An 18,525-nucleotide genomic window follows, 5' to 3' on the forward strand; every position below is an offset into this window, starting at 1 on the left:
GCCGCTGACGGCGCCGTGGTGTGCCCGTGAACGAGCAAGGGCCGGGGAGACCGGCGTCAGGCCGCCCGATCGGGGGTGAAGATCTGGTTGCTCACGCCGGTGGTGAAGGTCTCGGACGAGGCGAGGCGCAGTTTGACGTTGTCGAGGCCGTCGAACCAGCGGCGGCCCTTGCCGACGACGATGGGATGGACGAAAAGCTGCAACTCGTCGAGCAGACCCGTCTTGAGCAGCGACCACACGAGGGTGAGGCTGCCGGCCACCGCGATGTCCTTGCCCTCGGAGGCCTTGAGCGCCTGGAGCCCGCCGAGCACGTCGCCGCTGATGATCTCGGTGTTGTTCCAGGTCGCCTCGGTCAGGGTGGTGGTGACGACGTACTTCTTCTGGCCGTTCATGAAGCCGGCGAACTCGTCGTCGCTCGACGGCCAGTAGGCGGCGAACTGCTGGTACTGGACTCGGCCCAGCAACATCGCGTCGGAGCCGGCCATCGTCGCGCCGACGGCCTCGCCCATCTCGTCGTTGAAGTAGGGGAAATGCCAGCTGTCAGGGTCCTCGGCCACGCCGTCCAGCGAGACGAACAGGCTTGCAATGATCTTGCGCATTCGGATGCTCCTCGTCCTGGATGATCCCTCGCCGGGATCGGTGCGACGAGCCGGGGTTCCCCGCTCCCGGCCTCGCCGATCCGGTGAACCGTACCGTACGGTACACCTGGGTGAACGGTACGGTACGGTACCGTCCTGGGGGTGTCAATCAGTCGCCCAGGGCGCGGACCAGGAGGGCCGGGAATGTCGAGAGCCGACACCTCACACGCGGTGACGGGTGTGCAGGGTGGTGACGGTGCCGTCGCGCAGACCCGGCGACGGATCATGGATGCGGCGTTGGAGGTGTTCCTGCGCGACGGCTACGTGGGCGCCAAGACCGACGAGATCGCCGCCGCGGCGGGAGCGTCGAAACAAACGATCTACAAGCACTTCGGCCGCAAGGAGAACCTGTTCGAGCAGATCGTGCTCGACCGCCTCGGCGGAGTCGGCCAGATCTTCCAGGACGCGATGCGCGAACTGGCGGACACCAGCGACGTCGAGGCCACCCTGCGGGCGGTCGCGCGGGAGTTCGTGCACACCCTCACCCAGCCGTCGTCCCTGCGGGTGCGCCGCCTCGTCATCGCCGAAGCCAGCCGTTTCCCCAGCCTCGGCCGCGCCTACTTCGAGGCGGGTCCCGAACGTGTGCACGCCGCGCTCTCGTCGTGCTTCGAGCAACTGACCGACCGCGGCCTGCTGCGGACCGCCGAGCCCCTCCTGGCCGCCAACCACTTCACCTGGCTCGTCATCTCGATCCCGGTCAACAAGGTGATGTTCTGCGGCGATGACATCCATTTCCGCCCGGAGGAACTGGACCACTGGGCCGACGAGGCCGTTCGAGTCTTCCTCGCCGCCTACCGCGCACCGGGATGACCCTCCACCAACCACACCCAGCCTCGCGACGGGTTTCACGTTCACCGAGGCCACCAGTTGCCGGGTCCAGGAGACGGGGACCGGCGCCCGCGGCCCGGTGGGGGTGACCACCCGCCACGCCATCGACAACGGCAAACCGGGCAAGGGCGGCAACTTCCAGGTCGACGTCAGCGCGGCGGCGTTGACCGCCTCCGGGCCTCGGTGTCACTACCGGGGCAGACGTTCTAGAGGTAGCGCAGCCACAGGTAGGGGGTCGCCAGGGCGACGGTGATCAAGGTGACGACGAGTCCGTACTTGGTGAAGTGCCAGAAGCTGATCGGATGGCCGTTGCGGGCGGCGATGCCGATGACGACGACGTTGGCGGACGCGCCGACGGCGGTGGCGTTGCCGCCCAGGTCGGCGCCGAGGGCGAGGGCCCACCAGAGCACCTGCGCCTGGTCGTTGCCGCCGTTCTGCTGGACGAGGTCGCCGACGATGGGGCTCATGGTCGCGACGTAGGGGATGTTGTCGACGATGGCCGACAGTCCGGCGGAGGCCCACAGCAGCAGCATGGTGGCGAAGCCGAGGCGGCCCTCGGTGGCGTCGGCCGCGGCCTTGGAGACGTCACCGATGACGCCGGTCTCGACGAGGCCGCCGACCATGACGAAGAGCCCGGCGAAGAAGACGAGGGTGGGCCATTCGACCTCTTCGAGGGCCTGCTCGGTGGTGACCTTGGTGGCGGCGACCAGGAGTCCGGCGCCGAGCAGGGCGACGACCGAGGGCTCGTAGTGCAGGACCGGGTGCAGGACGAACGCGGCGACGACCACGGCGAGCACGGCCAGTCCCTGGAACAGCAGCCGCCGGTCGGTGATGGCTTCTCGTTCCTCCAGTGACATCACCTCCGCCGCGCGTTCGGGGTCGTAGGTGAAGGCGGACCGGAAGAGCACGCGGCAGAGCAGGCAGAACACCACCACGAGACCCACGACCAGCGGGGCGAGATGGATGAGGAAGTCGTTGAACGACAGGTCGCCGCGGCTGGCGATGATGATGTTGGGCGGGTCGCCGACCAGGGTGGCGGTGCCGCCGATGTTGGACGCCATCACCTCGGCGATGAGATACGGAACGACCTTGAGCCCGAGCCGTTCGCACACCAGGAAGGTGACCGGGGCGATCAGGAGCACGGTGGTGACGTTGTCGAGCAGAGCCGAGGCCACCGCAGTGATGATCACGAGCATGACCATGAGCCGGTAGGGCTTTCCGCGGGCACGTTTGGCGGCCCAGATCGCCACGTACTCGAAGACGCCGGTCTGCCGGAGCACCGACACGATCACCATCATGCCCAGCAGCAGGAAGATGACGTTCCAGTCGATCCCGCTGTCTTCGGAGAAGAACGCCGCCTCGGCGCCGGTGATGTGCAGCAGGAGCATCAGGCCGGCGCCGCCGAGGGCCACCGCGGTGCGGTGGATCTTCTCGGTCGCGATCAGCACGTAGGCGACGGTGAAGATGGCGATGGCGATGGCGGCCAAGGACACTCCTGTGAGAACGGGTTGAGCAGAACATCGCCGACCAGACTTCCCGGCACACCTGCCAACACAGTAGTTCGATCGCGCACCGGCGTTTCTCGCCGGGGTGGCGTGGGCGCGCCGGACCGTTCGCGGCCTGGATGGTCCACGACGGTACGCGCTGCATCCGTGACAACCGGACGTGCCGAGGACCCTGGTGGGCCGGTCGTCATGCTCAACCTTCTGCGCTTCGCCCCGGGCGGCGAGGCCTCCTATCTGGAGTACGCACGCAGCACGGCGCCCTTCCTCAAGCGGTACGGAGGCGAGGTGCTCTACGCGGGACAAGGGTCCACGGTCCTGGCGGCCGAGCAGGGGCAGGAATGGGATGCCGTCCTTCTCGTGCGTTACCCGAGCCGGGAGGCGTTCAGCCAGATGGTCGCAGACCCCGAGTATCGCGGGTGTCCGAGCTGCGAAGGCGGGCGCTGTCCGAAGCCGTCCTCCAGGCGACCGAGCCCTGGCTGGGCGGTACAAGGCGCTGACGCGACAAGGGTGGCCGGTGGTTCGGCCGAAGGGGGCCGCTGTGGCCACCGGCCGGTTTCTCGCAGCTGGTTGAATACGCGTCTCTTGCGTCCACGCATCTGCGAATGCAGGCTGGGATGAGTCAGGAAGGGCGACCATGGGCCTCTTTCTCGGTCTGATTCTCCTCGCTGCCGGCATGGCGGTCGACGTCACGGGACGGAGCGCGGCGCAGGGCAGGCCGCGGCGCAACCATGTCGCCGGGATTCGCACCCGGCGCACGCCGGCCGATGACGAGGCCTGGCGGATCGTGCACGAAGCGGCTGAGCCATGGGTGATCGCTGCCGGGCTTGCGATGACGCTCGGTGGGCTGGCGGAGCTCGGCACCGATGACGGTGAGCTGATGGGGGCGATCGCGGTGGTGGCGACCGGCTTCGCCGGGGCGCTGACGGTCGCCGGTGCGGTCATCGGACACAGCGAATTGCGCGGCCGACGTCCGTCCTGACACCTCGCCCCTGCGTGAGCAGTTTTACGTCCGGCAACGGTCATCGCCCCGAGGATCTGCCCATGGTGCGGGGCGCTGGACGGCAGCCCGCGTTCGCCGCGCGGAGCCTCAGCGGTCGTCGTGCGCCGCGGGTCCGGAGTCCTCGTACCGGCGCAAAAGGCGGTCGAGGAGCTGGGAGGCGGTGACCACGCCGATCATGGGGGCGTCGGATCGGTGCGGGTCCCCGGAAACCGCGACCACAGGGCTCCGGGTGGCGGCCATGACGCTCGCGATCTCCATGGCGGTGGCATTGGCGTCCACCGTCGGCGGTGGCGTTCTGTCCTTGGGCAGGAGATCCGCGACGCGCTTTCCGGCCAGGCTCGCGCAGAGCCTGTCCGCGTGTTCTTCGTCGAAGACGCGAGCGAGGGCGGGGTCGTCCTGGACATAGCCGGGGATGATGGAACGAATGAGCTGGGAGCTTGGAAGGACGGCCAGGGGCCGCCCGGTCTCGTCGACGACGATCAGTCCGGGAAGCCGGTGCTCGGCGAGGAGCCGCGCGGCTTCCAGCGCGCTGCTGTCGGGTGTGACGGTGGGGAACTCGCCGGCGAGTTGTCGGGCGCGCACCCTGCCACGGTATCCGTTGGAAATGTCGGCGACCTGGCTGGATCGCATCAACGTCTCGTAGCAAAGTCGTGGAGAAGCCGTTAAGATCGTGACCTGGTGTGCCGGGAAGTCTGGTCGGCGAGTCCCAGCCCAAACGACCCCCGAGAGCCACCATGACCTCCCTCCTTCTGGCGTTCGCCGGGCTCCTGCTCCTCGCCGTGCTCCTGTCCAGCCTGGCCAATCGGACCATGCTGTCGACGGCGGCCCTTTTCCTGGTGGGCGGGTTCCTGCTGGGCGACGGCGTCACAGGGCTGGTGTCGCTGGGCCCGGGAGACCCGCTGGTGGCCGGGCTCGCCGAGCTGGCGCTCTTCGCCGTCCTGTTCACCGACGGCATGCATGCGGGCTGGAAGGACCTGCGTTCCGCGTGGAGGCTTCCCGGACGCGCGCTGGGCTGGGGTCTCCCGCTCACCCTCGTGGTCACGGCGCTCCTGGCGTACTACGTGGCGGGGCTGGGCCTGGTGGAGTCGCTCCTGGTCGCGGCGATCCTGACGCCGACCGACCCGGTGTTCGCCGCCGCGCTGGTCGGCAACGACCGCGTGCCGCCGCGGCTGAGACACCTCCTGAACGTGGAGTCGGGCGTCAACGACGGCCTGATCCTGCCGTTCGTGGTGCTGTTCCTGGCCATCGCCAAGGGCAGTGACGACCTGCATCTCGCCGAGCTGGGGAGCGAGCTGGCGCTGGGCCTGGTGATCGGGGTGGCCGTGCCCTGGGCGGCGATCATGCTCGAGCGCACCCGGCTGTTCGCCATCGCACCCAAGTACGAGCCGCTGAACGCGGTCGCGATCGGGTTGCTGGTGCTGGCTTTGGGCAAGGCCACGCACGGAAATCTCTTTCTCGCGGCGTTCGCCGCCGGGATCACGGTGGCGAGCATCGGAGATCAGCACAGCAAGGCCTTCTCGGAGTTCGGGGAACTGGTCGCCGAACTGCTCAAACTGGCCGCGCTGCTGGTCTTCGGCGCGCTGCTCTCGCCGGCGTTCCTCGGGGACGTGGGCGCGTCGGGATGGGTCTTCGCGGTGCTGGCGCTGGTGCTCGCCCGTCCGGTCGCGATCTGGGTGTCCTTCCTGCGTTCGGGGTTGTCGGCGCGCGAGCAGGGTGCGGTCATGTGGTTCGGCCCCAAGGGTTTCGCCTCCGTCGTGTACGGGCTCCTCGTCCTGGAGTCCGGCATCGAGGCGGCGGACGAGATCTTCCATCTGGTCGCGGCGACGATCGTGTTGTCGATCCTCGCCCATTCCTCCACTGACGTCGTCGTGGCCCGCGGGTTCGACGACGAGCATGAGGTGCCCGCCTGGTACGACCGGGCTCGCAGCCGGCTCGGGCGGTCGGGCATGGACGCGCAGACCGACGAACCAGGTGACACCTCCGCTCCTGGCAGGAATCCCGCCTGATCGACGGCGAGGCCGTGAGGACGGCCGAACGTGGCGCCGGGTCAGAACGGTGCCCGGCCAGTGGACGCCGAGCGCTCAAAGCCATGGACACGGCGGGGCCGACGCCGGACTCGGCGAGGCCAGGCGCCCGGGTGGCCGGAGCGTGGTGGCGGGCGTCGATGTTGCGGGGGCGGCTCAGCGCAGGTCGCGGCGGCGGAACACGACCAGACCAGACGCGAACAGGACGGCGGAGGCGAGGACCGGAAGCCAGAAAGCGGAGGGAGCCGGCCCATGGGCGAGCGGGTTGTCGTTCAGATACCAGTGCCAGGGGGAGACGGCCTTGACGCTCGACGCGGTCGCCAAGCTCTGCAGCAGGTAGCCGAAGGTCGCGAATCCGGAGGCAACGGCCACGGCCGGGCCGCGTCGTCCGGTCATGGCGCCAACGGTGAAGGCGAGCGTCGACGGCAGGAGCGCGAGGCAGAACACGGCCGCGCACGCGGTGAAGACGCGGGAGGCGGGAATGCCCTCGAGAGCGCCGAAAAACGGCGCGAACACGGCCAGAGCCAGTGCGAACACCGTGACGAGCGCGGCCAGGAGCGCCACGCTGGCCAGGTACCGTTCGGTCGCGACCCGTTCCCGGCTGACCGGGTTGGCCAACAGGTGCTCCAAGAATCCGTCCTCCTCTGCTCCGCCGATCGCGCGGGCGCCTGCGCCGATGCCGAACACCAGCATCAGGATCGGCGCGAGCGTGGCGAACAGGCGGGCGTTGAGGTACCCGGCCGGGGAGGTGAGCATGATGTCCGGCCGGTAGCCGACCATGGCCCGGAACGTCTCCGGCAACTCCCGCACCAGTTCGTCGACCGACTGCTGGTCTCTCAGAGAGGGATACAGGGACACCGTGAACAGCACGAGGCCCGCCATCGCGGCGCACCACCAGGCCAGGGAACGGCGCCGGTCCATGAGGAGCCGCAACGCGACGGTCACGATCGCTCCTCTTGGTAGTACCGAAGGAACACCTCGTCCAGGTCGGCGTCATGGGTGACGATCCGTTCCACGCCCAGCCGGGCAGCGGCCCGGACCACCTCGGCGACCGAGCCGTCCACGACCAGCCGGAGTACCCGGTCGGTGACGGTCGCTTCCACGACGCCGGGCAGCCGACCGAACTCCTCCGGGGCAGCGGGCGGCCGAGACAGATGCAGGTCGAGACGCTGCCGGGCCTGACCGCGCAGATCGTCGATCGTCGAGACGGTCATCAGCCGACCGCGCCGCAGGATCGCGACCCGGCGGGCGAGCAGTTCCACCTCTGGCAGCACATGGCTGGACAGGAACACCGTCGTGCCGTCACGGGCCAGTTCCCGCACCAGAAGCTGGAACTGGTGCTGCAGCAGCGGATCGAGACCCGAGGTCGGCTCGTCCAGAACCAGCAGCTCCGGCCTGTGAGCGACCGCCGCGACGACACCCACCTTGCGCCGGTTGCCTGTTGAAAGCTCACCGATCCGGCGATCCGGATCCAGGTCGAACCGGTTCAGGAGCCCACGCACCCATCCAGGGTCGTGGCCACCGCGCAACCGCCCATAGAAACCGACCAGGTCGTTTGTGGTGTATTCACGCGGAACGTGCAGATCGCCCGGAAGGTAACCGATCCTGGCTCGTATGGCCGGATCGTTTCCCGTCCCGCCCAGAACCTCGCTGCGGCCTGAGCTCGGGAACAGGAATCCGAGCAGCAACCTGATGGTCGTCGTCTTGCCCGCGCCGTTCGGCCCAAGACAGCCGAACACCTCACCCTGCTCGACACGCAGCTCGAGCTCGTCGAGCGCGGTCAGTCCGCCGAAACGTTTCGTCAGTCCACACGCACGAATCGCGGCGTCCGCCATGGTCCCTCCAGGAAGCCGACCGGACACTGAACGCCGACCAGACTTCCCGGCACACCTCTACGAACGTAACACCCCTCCGCCGCGCCGACCAGAAGGCCGAACGGTTCATCGCACGGCTTGGCGGACGGTCACCTGCCCACGCCTTCAGCCCGGTCGGCATCCATGGGTCGGCGTGCTGTGGACCCGTCACCCGCCACCCGCCCCGAGCGGCCTTGCCGCAGCCTCAGCGGAGGGCCTCGCTCATCACGACGAGGTCCTGGCCCGGGGCGGCATCGGCCGCTGGGGTCAGGTGCGGCGGGCGGACTGGCGGTACTGGGCGGAGGTGAGACCGATCTGCCAGGCCGCGGCGTGGATCGGGTCGCGGATCGAGCCGGGGACCAGTTCGCCGAACTCGCGGCGGGTGCCGTCCCGTTCGACGGTGCCGTTGGTCATCAGGAGCAGGTGCAGGTGGTCGTCGTACAGGCGTTCGACGCACCAGAGGCTGAGGACCTGGCCGGGGTTGCCCGGGTCCGGGACCTCCCGGCCGACCCGCGGCCAGCCCGCCTCGGTGACGATCCGGTGCCAGCCGGCCCGGCCTGCCAGCCGCTCGACGGCGCAGCGGCGCTGCTCGGAGTTGCGCAGCGACACCGCCCGGGAGACCGGGACGTCCTCCTCGATCAGTTCGCGTGGCATGGCGACGCCGTGCCACGCCCACAGGCGCCAGCCGTCGGGATACAGGACGGCCGGGCCGGTCGGATGGTGGAGCCGCCCCTCGGCGTCGCGGTGCAGTTCCGTGGGACGTTCGGTGAGGATCACGCTGTCGCGCATCGGCCACCACTCGCCCGCCGAACGCGCCACCTGGAGCAGGCCCCGGCCGTGGCGGTCCGGTTCACCGGCGCCGAGGAGCTCGAGGAAGTCGAGCTGGGCGAGCTGCGGCAGCGTCCGTTGCGGGAACGCTCCCAGCCGGGGCAGCGCCCACTGTTCGGGGAACTGCCGAGCCTCCTGCCAGGTCGCGCACGCCTGGTCGACGGCCTGGCCGACGGTCTTGCCGAGACCGGTGTCGACCGCGGTGGCGACCTCGCGGCCGAGCCTGTCCAGCGGCGCGCGATGGCGCGGGTCCCGCTTCCGGCCGGGCGGCAGCGGGTCCAGCATGATCAGGTCGGTTTCCGGGGGGTCGTCCGGGACCCGGTCGACGAGGGCGTCGGCGGCCTGTTCCGGCAGGGTCCGCCAGGCCCGCCTGGACACGACCTGGAGCCGTCCCGCGCGGATGTCGGCGCCGATGCTGCCCGCCATGGGCGAACCCAGCCAGATGATCCGCTCCGGCGGCCGGCGGCCGGCGCCGAGGTAGACGTCCTGGACGCCTGCCTCGGCGGCCTCCCGGTCGGCCGGACCGACGGCCAGCCCGTGGCCGATCCACTCGTCCCGCACGGACTCCAGCAGCGCCTGCTGCTCCACGAGCCCGGCTAGTCCGCGACGAAGCGGACGTTCGTCCAGTCCTGCTCGCGGGCTGCCCGCTCACGCTCCGCCCGTTCGCGCGCGGCGGCCTGGTCGAGGGCTGCCTGCTTGCGGGCCTGCTTACGGGCCCGCTCGAGCTTGCGGACGGTGTGGGGAGTGAGGACGCGCGGCGCCATCTCGCGCTTGCGGCGCAGCACGTACCGGCCGGGCGCGATCCCGGTGTTGCCGTGCTCGGGGTGGTCGAGCCACGCGATCGCGCCGTCCCCGACCTCCAGCGAACCCAGGGTGAGGTCGTCCGCCGCGCCTTCGCGGACGTCGTACCGGACGTCACCGGAGGCGAGCAGCAGGTGGGTGTGGCCGCCCGCCTCACCGCGGACCACGGCGACACCTGCGGCCGGGACGGGGGCGGCCGGCGGCCGGTGGTCCTCGGACGCCATCGAGGCGGGGATGACGGACACGTCACCCTGGTGCTGCAGTCCGTCGATCGTTGGAATGTCGAGTTCGGCGGCCAGACGGGCCAGGTCGGCGTCATCCGTCCGCACACTGCTGAGGAGTTTCACTGCGGCCTCCCGCGAAATGTCTCCTCACGAATCTAGGCTCCACCCGATCAAGCGGGCCAATGGTTTTCCGCCGACCGCCTCGGGCGGTGACGCGGCCGTCCTCATGTGCGTCGGTACGTGGCCTGAAGGCTGTGCGCATCATGCTCGTCGCCGTGCTCTGCACAACCCACCCTCACCACCGGATTCGCATCAGAGCCGGCCAGTTGCAGCCCCTGTGACCAGTCGCGCTGGTGGGTGGCATAAACCGGTCGGGGCCGCGCTGCTCGCGTGGATGACACTCTGCGGTGAGCAACACGTGGGCCCACATTCTGGAGTGGTATCAACGGGTGGGTGGTCGACCACTTGGGGACAGCCAGCATGAAGGGTTCTCGTGCTGATAGCGGCGGTAGTAAGCCGGAGCGCCACATGTTGCCGAGTTCAGGCACCACTGCGGGCAGGGCCGGCGGGCGTTGGCGCCGACGCGCCGTTGCCCGCCCCGCTACCCCTGGCCCGCGCCTAGTGTCCGGCCAGCTCTGCCACGACGGGGCGGGCGCCGGCTGCCATTTCGGGACGTCGGGCATCAGCAGCGTGGAGTAGCCACTGTCGGCGATACGGCGTACCCGGTCTCGCCACGTCCGCAGATCTGCCGTGAGCGGGGCGACGACCCCGAAACGGAAGGGCCTGGTACCGCCGGTCACCGTCGAATCAGTCATCGATCCTGTCCTCACCAGTTCCAGGGATGGGCTTTCCGTCCTGCTCTGTCACACGCTTCGGTCAGCCGTGTACTGGCGCCGCCCTTATGGACGTCCTCACCCCTGCTACGAACACCACCACCACCGAATCGACACACCGTCCCCCGGATTTCTTCAAAGAACTTTCCGGGACACCGGTCGCCAGCGATCAGACAGGACGGCAATTTCGCGGCGACCGCGCTCCACTCCCTCCCGCGCGCCCAGCACGAACGAACTCTGCGACCAGACCGATCACGAAGAACCCGACCAGGCGTCCGCTCATGCCGCGTGTAGCGGTTTGGTCCTGCGCCTGACACGGGCGCAGCGGCGCCAAGGATGATCGCCTGCGCTCGACTCCACGCGTCCCTGAACGCGTGGCGGTCTTCACTGCACGGTGGGTGTTTGATCCGCGTTACCGAGGTGGCGGGTCGAGCGCCTGAGGGCGCGAGGATCTCGCGTTCGCGTTGCGATCAGGTGGTGGTGAGCGCGGCGGGGGTGGTGCCGGTGAAGTGGCGGAACTCGCGAATGAGATGGGCCTGGTCGGCGTAGCCGGACTCGGCGGCGATGCGGCCCCAGCTCTGCTCGTTGCCGAGGTGCCGCCACACGGTCGAGAGTCGCAGGAGCCGGGCTGCCATCTGCGGGGTCACGCCGAGCTGCTGTTTGAACCTGGTGATGAGGTGCTTGTGGCTCCAGCCCACCTGGCGAGCGACGCTCGTGATCGTGCTCCTCCCGCCCGAGCGGACGAGCAGGTGCCAGGCGCTGGTCACCTCGGGCGACGGCTGAGGTCCTCTGGTGGCGCGGTCGAGCAGGAAGCCGTCGAGCAGCCGACGACGCTCGTCCCACGTCGGGGCGGATTGGACCTGCTCGCTGAGCCGGCGGGCCTCCGCGCCGACGATGTCCTCGAGAGCGACGTACAACGATCCGCCGATCTCCGAGAAGGCGGGCCCGAGCAGCTTGTAGGCGCCGAGGGGGGCCAGGCGCGCCACGATGGCGGGTGCCCACGGCCCCTGGATGCGGTTGTAGGTGGTGCTCGGGGCGTTGACGAGCACTGGGGGATGCCACGGCTGGTCCGTCACCTTCACGGCCAGCACTGTCACCAGAGTGGCGGGGTCCACGAAGTCGCCGGGTGGAAGTGCCGCCTCGTCGAACCCCTCGTGGTCACGGGCGACCCACGGCCTCAGGCGAGCGTCCGCCGGCAACACGATGCTCGGCGCGAGCTCATGCTTGACGCCCGCCCGCCCCCGGCTCTGGGATGCCGCCTCCGCCGACATACCACGAGGCTACCGAACCCCACGAACCCACCGGCATCGCCCACTACGGCCTGAGGAGTCGGCCTGGCCCTCCTCTCGACCCAGGTGAAATCCGTTCAATACCGCGACCGCTCGTCATAGGCATCGTGACCGGAAGACCTGGGCAGCGCACCCTGCCTCGAACACGCTCGGGAGAAACCCCCATGCCTGGCAACACGCTCTCACCACCGCCTCTGATGGAGCCGGCGACCGGGTTCCTGGTCGTTCAAGACCCTGACTTCGGCCTACGAACGCCGACCACGACCTGCACCTGTTCTCGATGGTCATGCACGACTGGGACGAGGAACGCGACCGGCTCCTGCTGCGCAAGTCGTTCGAGGCGCTCGACAGCGGCGGCGCGGTACTCATCTGCGAGCTGCTCGTCGACGAGCCCTCATGAGCCTCAACATGCTGGTCGAGACCGAAGAAGGACGCAACTACACCGCAGCGAAAGGAAGTCACCGTGACAGAGTTCGACTACGTCATCGTCGGCGCCGGACCGGCAGGATGCGTGCTCGCCAACCGCCTCTCCGCGGACCCCGAGGCCGAGGTGTTGCTGGTCGAGGCCGGCGGCGACGACGCCAACCCGCTCATCGGCATGCCCATGGGCTACGCCCAGCTGCTGGCCGACCCGGCCACCGCATGGCACTACCCCGTGCGCCCGTTCGGACCGTCGCAGCACGTCGAGCACTGGGTGCGGGGCAAGGCCCTCGGTGGGTCGAGCTCGGTCAACGGCATGATCTACAACCGCGGCCACCAAGCCGACTACGACGCCCTTGAGCGCCTCGGCAACCCGGGGTGGGCCTGGGGCGACATGCTGCCGGTCTTCAAGGAGATCGAGGACAACGAGCTCGGCGCCTCCGGCGGGCGGGGCGCGGGCGGTCCGCTGCAGGTCTCGTCCGTCGAGGAGACCGTCGACAAGGCCGACCCGTTGCTCGACGACGTCATCACCGCCGGCACCGGGCTCGGCTGGCGCCGGACGCGCGACCTCAACGAGGCCGACGAGGAGCGCATCGGCTACGCGATGGCGACGATCCGGCGCGGCCGCCGGTGCAGCGCGGCCGACGCGTTCCTCCACCCGGTCATCGGACGTCCCAACCTGACCGTCGCCCTCCGCCTGGTTGTCGATCAGGTGCTGCTCGACGGCGGTCGGGCGGCCGGAGTGCGGGGCCGCCGGAACGGGCGGACCGTCGACTACCACGCCGCCCGCGAGGTGATCCTGACGGCAGGCGCGATCGCCACGCCCAAGATCCTGCAGCTTTCGGGCATCGGTCCGGTGGACGTGCTGCGGCCGGCGGGCATCGACGTCGTCGTCGACAGCCCCAACGTCGGCGCCCGGCTCCGCGAGCACCGCGTGCTGCTCCTGCAGTTCCGCCTCGCAGGCGACCTCGGCTACAACAGGCTGCTCAGCACCGAGTCGGGCCGACAAGCGGCGGCGTTGCAGTACGAGGCGACCCGGCGGGGGCCACTGGCGGGGCCGGGGTTCGAGATCGTCGGGTTCTTCAAGACGCGTCCGGAGCTCGACCGGCCCGACGCCCAGATCCAGATCGCGCCGTTCTCGCTGCTGCCGCCGAACCCCGGCGAGCGGCCCCTGCAGATGGAGCGGGAGCCTGGCATGGCGTGCATCGGCTACATGCTGCGCCCCGACAGCGAGGGCAGCATCCGCGTCACCTCGGCCGATCCCGATGCCCCACTGGAGATCGACGCCAACTACCTCGCCACCGAACACGACCGCACCGCAACGGTCGACGTCTTCCGCGCCATCCGCCGCCTGTTCGCCACCGAGCCCCTCGCAAGCCGCATCGAGCACGAGACGGTCCCCGGGCCGGGCGTGCAGGGCGACGACGAGATCATCGCCGCCGGTCTGGAGCAGGGCACCTGCGGCTACCACGCCATCGGGACCTGCGCGATGGGCCCGAACAACGGAGACGTCACCGACCCCCAGTTGCGGGTCCGCGGCGTGACAGGCCTGCGCGTCGTGGACGCCTCGGTACTGCCCACGATGGTCGCCGGCAACCTCAACGGCCCCGTCTCCGCCCTGGCCTGGCGAGCAGCCGACCTCATCACCACCACCGCCTGAACTCGGGACTTCTCGGCCGGGGCCGGCGGTCCCTAGCGAGCCGGCGGAGCCAGAGGCCGTCGGGGCCTGACAGTCCGCCAGCCGGACCCACACGGCACCCAAGAGACGATTGACGCGATCGAATCGATCGGGAGCCCGGGCCGGCTCATTACCTCGTGTGGGAAGAGCTCGCCAACTTCAGAGGAAAACACTCAAGGTTCTAGGGGCCGGTGCGCAGAACGCGCTCCGCCGTTTGCCTATTCGAGGAAGGCTTTGATGCGCTCGAGCGTGGTCTGCATGCCCTTCTGATTGGTTCGGCTGCGGGTCCAGCCGAGCAGGAACCAATACAGCCGCAGCAGCGGCGTCTTGGCCAGTGCGAACGATTCGGTCACGTCGGTACCGTCGTCCGCGGGCACCAGGTCGTACCGCCAGGTGTTCACCGCCGTGTCTCCGGGCCCGACCGCGAAGGCGAACGTCCGGCCCGGCTCGCAGGCCGTCACCGTGCACGTCGTCCAGTAGATCGGCCCCTTGCCATTACGTTTGACGTGCCCGCGGAAACGTACGCCCACGGCCGGACCGGTGGCGCCGTCGAGCCACTCGGCCTCGAAGGTCTCCGGGCTGAACTCGCCGATACGTGTCACATCGCTGACCAGCGCCCAAACCGCCTCGGGCGACGCCGCCATATGAACCGTCACAGATCCCTTCATTCCGCCACCTTAGTGCCCGGGAACTCACCCGCCTTTGCTGCCGGCTCCTTACCAGAAGCAAAGGCAGGCTCATCGCCGCGCCGTTTCCGGGCCGGTCGGCGTCCGGGACGCTGTCTCGGACCAGATCACGGACCATGGCCCCATCTGCGGACCACTCGATCACCGTTCGCTCTCCAGTTCGGCGGGGGGTGGGGTGAAGGTGCAGGGCAGGCGTTTGTAGCCGTTGATGAATCCGGACAGGAGGCGGTCGGGTTCGCCCGCGGTGATGTCGGGCAGGCGGGTGAACAGTTCGCGGAACATGACGGTGATCTCGCGGCGGGCGAGGTTGGCGCCGAGGCAGAAGTGCGGGCCGGGCCCGCCGAAGCCGAGCTGGGGATTGGGCGAGCGGGTGATGTCGAACCGGTCGGGGTCGGGGAAGACGATCTCGTCGCGGTTGCCGGACCCGTAGAACAGGGTGAGTTTGTCGCCCTTGCGGTAGAGGTGGCCGCCGAGTTCGTGGTCGCGGGTGACGTTGCGGCGCATGAAGATGACCGGGGTGCTGATCCGGATGATCTCCTCGATGGCGCCGGCGATGCGGCCGTCGAAGTCGGCCAGGAGCAGGGCGCGCTGGTCGGGGTTGTCGGTGAGGAGTTTCAGGCCGTGGGCCAGGGCGGTGCGGGTGGTCTCGTTGCCCGCGACGACCAGGAGCAGGAAGAACGCGGCGAACTCGCGCGGGGACAGGCGCTCGCCGTCGATGTTGGCGGTGACCAGGGCCGAGGTGAGGTCGCCGGTGGGGTGGTCGCGCCGCTGGCGGCCGATCCGGGCTGCGAGGCGGTGCAGTTCCCATCCGGCCCTGGCGACGGTGAGCAGCATCCGGACGGTCCCGGCCCGGCTGATGGTGAGGGTGTCGTGGTCGTAGGCGACGGCGGTGCCGACGTATTCGGGGTCGCTGTAGCCGACGATGGTGTTGGTGAGGGCGACCATCCGCTCGTGGTGGCGGGCGGGGATGCCGAGCATGTCGCAGATGACCTCGACCGGGAGCCGGACGGCGGCGTGTGCGACGAAGTCGCACGGTCCCCGGGCGATGAGTTCGTCGACGATGCGGGTGGCGCGGCGGGCGATGTCGTCCTCGGTCTTGGCGAGCATCTTGGGGCTGAAGGCGCGGGAGACGATCCGGCGGATCTTGGCGTGTCGCGGGTCGTCCAGGTCGATCATCGAGGTGAAGTACTTGCCCATCCAGGCGGGCATGTCGGTGGGGCTGGTGGCGCTGGGTTCGCTGCTGAACACCTCGGGGTGCCGGCTGATCTCGGCGATGTCGGCGTGCCGGACCACCGCCCAGTAGCCGGGGCTCTGCCGCAGGAACGGCACCTTGGGCAGTGAGAACGGCGTGGGCCCGGGACGGCTGCGCAGTTCGCGGAACGCCGCGTCGCGCTCGGCGAGTGGCTTGGCCCAGAACCGCAGGTCGCTGAGGTTGATGTGGGTGGGGGTGCCGGCGGGTTCGGTCATCGGCATCGGCTACGCCGCTCCGCTCCTTGGTGATGTGCGTGGGTCTCGGCGGTGTGCGTGGGGTGGGTCAGGGTCCGGTGCGGTCCAGGTAGGCCTTGCGCTGGTCGGGGTCGTAGTCGCCGGGCGCACGGTGGCGGGTGACGACCCGTTTGAGGGTCTCCAGTGCCGGTTCGGGCAGGGCCTGTTCGACGGTGCCGATGGGGGCGAGCCAACGCGGGACGGTGACCTCGCGGCGCCCGTGCCGGACGCTCGCGACGATCGCGGCGGCGATGTCCTCCGGCCCGAGGGACGGTTGAAGGTCGAGGGAGACGCCGGCGGTCAGCTCGGTCCGCGTGGCCGCGGGCATGATCGTGGTGAGGGTGACGCCTGTGCCGCGCAGTTCCGCGCGCACCGCCCGCGACAGGGCGACCACGGCGAACTTGGTGGCGCAGTACACCGCGATCCCGGGCGTGGTCACCTTGCCGGCCATGGACGCCACGTTCACGATGTGGCCGCGGCCGCGCCTGACCATGGCGGGCAGGGCGAGGTGCACGCCGTTGACGACGCCGGTCAGGTTGATGGCGATCTCGCGGTGGTGACCGGCCAGCGCCTGGTCGGTGAAGGGTCCCAGCCGCATGATGCCCGCGTTGTTCACCAGCATGTCGACCGGCCCGTCGGTGCGGGCCGCGCCGAGGAAGGCCTGGAAGGATTCGGGGTCGGTGACGTCGAGGGTGTGTCCGGTGACGCCCAGGTCGGCGGCGGTCGCGGCCGCCGCGTCGGCGTCCACGTCACCGATCCAGACCCGGGCGCCGCGCTCGGCCAGGAGGGCGGCGGTGGCGCGGCCGATGCCCCGGGCTCCGCCGGTCACGCACACGACCGCGCCGTCCAGGGCGATCATGCCTGGAGCCCAGCGACCGGCTCGCGCAGCGCGAAGTGGGCGATGGTGCGGATCTCGCCACCTCGCATGGTCAGGAGCGCGCGGCCCAGGTACAGGCCGGGCAGTAGTTCGACGAACTCGTCGCGGGTCCGTTTGATCGGGAACGTGCGCAGGCTCGGGTTGCGGTATTTCGGCACTCCGTAGTCCAGCGCGATGACCGGGATGCGGGGCTCGATCAGCCCCGTGCCCGGCGCGTAGTCGAAGGGGAATCCCTCCATCGCGTCCCCGACCCTGCGGAGCCCGTTGTAGGCCGGGGCGACCACGCGCATCGCGTACCGGGCCAGCGGGATCAGCCGGTTGAAGCCCGTCCCGGACGCGATGTCGAAGGTCTTGCCCATCCAGGTCGGGTTGATCGAGATGAGCGGGTTGGCCAGCACCGTCTCCGGTACCCCGAACAGCCGGCCCACGATCAGCCCCTCCAGCTTCCCGTCGATCTCACCCGGGGGAAGACCCCGCGCGAACAGCGCGGAGATCGCCGCCCGGTCGTCCTTGCGCGACAGTTCGCGCAGGTACTCCCATCCCGCGACACGGGCACGGGACGGCGAGTCGACGGCCAGCTCCCGCAGCTCGTCCAGCAGCGGATCACCCGACGTCCCGGCATCGCCGACCAGGCGGGGCGCGGCGGCGGGGCACCTCCAGCAGTCATGTGAACCTCCAGGTTCCTCGATCTGGTACTTTTTTGTACCAGATCGGACGATGGTGGTGTCAATGCCGAGCCCGCCGGATGCGAGCATGGATCACGTGGCAGACGAGCTCGACCAGCAGCGCGCCTACGGCGGCCAGTCCGCTGACGAACGCAGGTCCGGGCGGCGCCTGCGGCTCGTCGACGCCGCCCTCACCGCGATGGCGTCGGGTGAGTGGCGGGCCGCGACCGTCGCCCGCCTGTGCACCGAAGCCGGGCTCAACAAGCGGTACTTCTACGAGAGCTTCACCGGCCTCGACGAACTCGCCTCAGCCGCCATCGACCAGATCGCAGAGGAGGTCGGCCACGCCGCCCTCACCGCCTACGCCGCATCGGCCGACCGCCCCCTGCACGACCAGGCCCACGCCAGCATCAGCGCCGTCGTGCACGCCCTGGCCGACGATCCCCGCAAGGCCCGGGTCCTGTTCAGCGCCACCGCCGGGCCACCGGAGGTCCTGCGGCACCGCGCCACCGTCGTGCAGGGCCTCACCCAGATCCTCCTCGACCACGCCCGCACCATCCACGGGGTCGAACTGGCCACCGACAGCCTCGCCCGCGTCGCACCCCCGTTCGTCGTCGGAGGCACCGCCGAGACCATTCTCGCCTGGGTCAACGGCACCCTGAAGGTGCCCCTCGACACTCTCATCGACGACCTCACCACCCTGTGGCTCATCACCGGCAACGGCGCGGCCCAGCACGCCCGCCACCGCAGCGGCGGCGGCGTCCAGAGCGGACCGTGAATCGCCGGTCCCGCCGCGGTACGCACGTCCGAGGACCACTGCGCGGGTACATGTACCTGTTCAGCCGGTAGTGGAGGGTGCCGACGATGGCGTGGCGATGTTTCGCCTGTGGG

The 18,525-nt window shown here is 69.7% G+C and carries 18 protein-coding genes and 1 pseudogene; 7 read left to right on the forward strand and 12 right to left on the reverse strand.

Features of this window, described 5'->3' with window-relative positions; translation table 11 throughout:
• Positions 1-56: 56 nt before the first annotated feature.
• On the reverse strand, positions 57-599 hold the full coding sequence (locus tag ABZ810_RS21130) for a dihydrofolate reductase family protein (RefSeq protein WP_358405429.1): 543 nt from the start codon (positions 597-599) through the stop codon (positions 57-59).
• A gap of 264 nt (positions 600-863) precedes the next feature.
• On the opposite strand from ABZ810_RS21130, the gene ABZ810_RS21135 reads away from it, so the two are divergent.
• Positions 864-1,448: a TetR/AcrR family transcriptional regulator gene (locus ABZ810_RS21135; RefSeq protein ID WP_358405432.1), complete on the forward strand. Its 585-nt coding sequence runs from the start codon at positions 864-866 to the stop codon at positions 1,446-1,448.
• 224 nt (positions 1,449-1,672) lie between these two features.
• Here ABZ810_RS21135 and ABZ810_RS21140 read toward each other — a convergent pair whose 3' ends face one another.
• Positions 1,673-2,959, reverse strand: coding sequence for an ArsB/NhaD family transporter (locus ABZ810_RS21140; protein ID WP_358405434.1), 1,287 nt, complete (start codon positions 2,957-2,959; stop codon positions 1,673-1,675).
• 159 nt (positions 2,960-3,118) lie between these two features.
• On the opposite strand from ABZ810_RS21140, the pseudogene ABZ810_RS21145 reads away from it, so the two are divergent.
• Together ABZ810_RS21145 and ABZ810_RS21150 are read left to right on the forward strand one after the other, a co-directional pair.
• Positions 3,119-3,468: pseudogene (locus ABZ810_RS21145) on the forward strand (DUF1330 domain-containing protein).
• Positions 3,469-3,605: 137 nt separating this feature from the next.
• Positions 3,606-3,950: an SdpI family protein gene (locus tag ABZ810_RS21150; RefSeq protein ID WP_358405436.1), complete on the forward strand. Its 345-nt coding sequence runs from the start codon at positions 3,606-3,608 to the stop codon at positions 3,948-3,950.
• 108 nt (positions 3,951-4,058) lie between these two features.
• Here the strand turns inward: ABZ810_RS21150 and ABZ810_RS21155 are convergent, their stop codons facing one another.
• Complete coding sequence (locus ABZ810_RS21155; RefSeq protein ID WP_358405438.1) at positions 4,059-4,553, reverse strand: CBS domain-containing protein; 495 nt, start codon at positions 4,551-4,553, stop codon at positions 4,059-4,061.
• A 152-nt stretch (positions 4,554-4,705) separates the two neighbouring features.
• Here ABZ810_RS21155 and ABZ810_RS21160 point away from each other — a divergent pair, with 152 nt between their 5' ends.
• Positions 4,706-5,977, forward strand: a complete 1,272-nt coding sequence (locus ABZ810_RS21160; protein WP_358405440.1) for a cation:proton antiporter — start codon at positions 4,706-4,708, stop codon at positions 5,975-5,977.
• 174 nt (positions 5,978-6,151) lie between these two features.
• Here the strand turns inward: ABZ810_RS21160 and ABZ810_RS21165 are convergent, their stop codons facing one another.
• From ABZ810_RS21165 to ABZ810_RS21185, 5 genes are all read right to left on the reverse strand, one after another.
• A complete protein-coding gene (locus ABZ810_RS21165) occupies positions 6,152-6,940 on the reverse strand; it encodes an ABC transporter permease subunit (protein ID WP_358405442.1) in 789 nt (262 codons plus the stop codon).
• Positions 6,937-7,830: an ABC transporter ATP-binding protein gene (locus ABZ810_RS21170; protein WP_358405445.1), complete on the reverse strand. Its 894-nt coding sequence runs from the start codon at positions 7,828-7,830 to the stop codon at positions 6,937-6,939. The genes ABZ810_RS21165 and ABZ810_RS21170 overlap by 4 nt, the downstream gene beginning before the upstream one ends.
• A 285-nt stretch (positions 7,831-8,115) precedes the next feature.
• Positions 8,116-9,264: a DUF6745 domain-containing protein gene (locus ABZ810_RS21175; RefSeq protein WP_358405446.1), complete on the reverse strand. Its 1,149-nt coding sequence runs from the start codon at positions 9,262-9,264 to the stop codon at positions 8,116-8,118.
• A gap of 8 nt (positions 9,265-9,272) precedes the next feature.
• Positions 9,273-9,806, reverse strand: coding sequence for a hypothetical protein (locus ABZ810_RS21180; protein WP_358405449.1), 534 nt, complete (start codon positions 9,804-9,806; stop codon positions 9,273-9,275).
• A 1,198-nt stretch (positions 9,807-11,004) separates the two neighbouring features.
• Positions 11,005-11,805 (reverse strand): AraC family transcriptional regulator, encoded by an 801-nt coding sequence (locus ABZ810_RS21185; RefSeq protein WP_358405451.1) that lies wholly within the window; start codon positions 11,803-11,805, stop codon positions 11,005-11,007.
• A gap of 304 nt (positions 11,806-12,109) precedes the next feature.
• Here ABZ810_RS21185 and ABZ810_RS21190 point away from each other — a divergent pair, with 304 nt between their 5' ends.
• Positions 12,110-12,223, forward strand: coding sequence for a methyltransferase (locus tag ABZ810_RS21190; RefSeq protein ID WP_358405453.1), 114 nt, complete (start codon positions 12,110-12,112; stop codon positions 12,221-12,223).
• A 63-nt stretch (positions 12,224-12,286) separates the two neighbouring features.
• On the forward strand, positions 12,287-13,903 hold the full coding sequence (locus ABZ810_RS21195) for a GMC family oxidoreductase N-terminal domain-containing protein (RefSeq protein ID WP_358405455.1): 1,617 nt from the start codon (positions 12,287-12,289) through the stop codon (positions 13,901-13,903).
• Positions 13,904-14,139: 236 nt separating this feature from the next.
• On the opposite strand, the gene ABZ810_RS21200 is transcribed toward ABZ810_RS21195, so the two are convergent.
• From ABZ810_RS21200 to ABZ810_RS21215, 4 genes are all read right to left on the reverse strand, one after another.
• A complete protein-coding gene (locus ABZ810_RS21200) occupies positions 14,140-14,589 on the reverse strand; it encodes an SRPBCC family protein (protein ID WP_358405457.1) in 450 nt (149 codons plus the stop codon).
• Between the two features lie 159 nt (positions 14,590-14,748).
• The gene (locus ABZ810_RS21205; RefSeq protein ID WP_358405458.1) at positions 14,749-16,074 is read right to left on the reverse strand and encodes a cytochrome P450; all 1,326 of its coding nucleotides are present in this window, start codon (positions 16,072-16,074) and stop codon (positions 14,749-14,751) included.
• A gap of 67 nt (positions 16,075-16,141) precedes the next feature.
• Positions 16,142-16,951 carry an SDR family oxidoreductase gene (locus tag ABZ810_RS21210; RefSeq protein WP_358405460.1) on the reverse strand — a complete coding sequence of 270 codons (810 nt, stop codon included), beginning with the start codon at positions 16,949-16,951 and terminating at the stop codon, positions 16,142-16,144.
• On the reverse strand, positions 16,948-17,724 hold the full coding sequence (locus tag ABZ810_RS21215) for a hypothetical protein (protein WP_358405462.1): 777 nt from the start codon (positions 17,722-17,724) through the stop codon (positions 16,948-16,950). The genes ABZ810_RS21210 and ABZ810_RS21215 overlap by 4 nt, the downstream gene beginning before the upstream one ends.
• On the opposite strand from ABZ810_RS21215, the gene ABZ810_RS21220 reads away from it, so the two are divergent.
• Positions 17,723-18,412, forward strand: coding sequence for a TetR/AcrR family transcriptional regulator (locus ABZ810_RS21220; protein ID WP_358405465.1), 690 nt, complete (start codon positions 17,723-17,725; stop codon positions 18,410-18,412). The genes ABZ810_RS21215 and ABZ810_RS21220 overlap by 2 nt on opposite strands.
• Positions 18,413-18,525 lie beyond the last annotated feature (113 nt).

Source organism: Spirillospora sp. NPDC047279 (assembly GCF_040643285.1).
Lineage (GTDB): Bacteria > Actinomycetota > Actinomycetes > Streptosporangiales > Streptosporangiaceae > Spirillospora.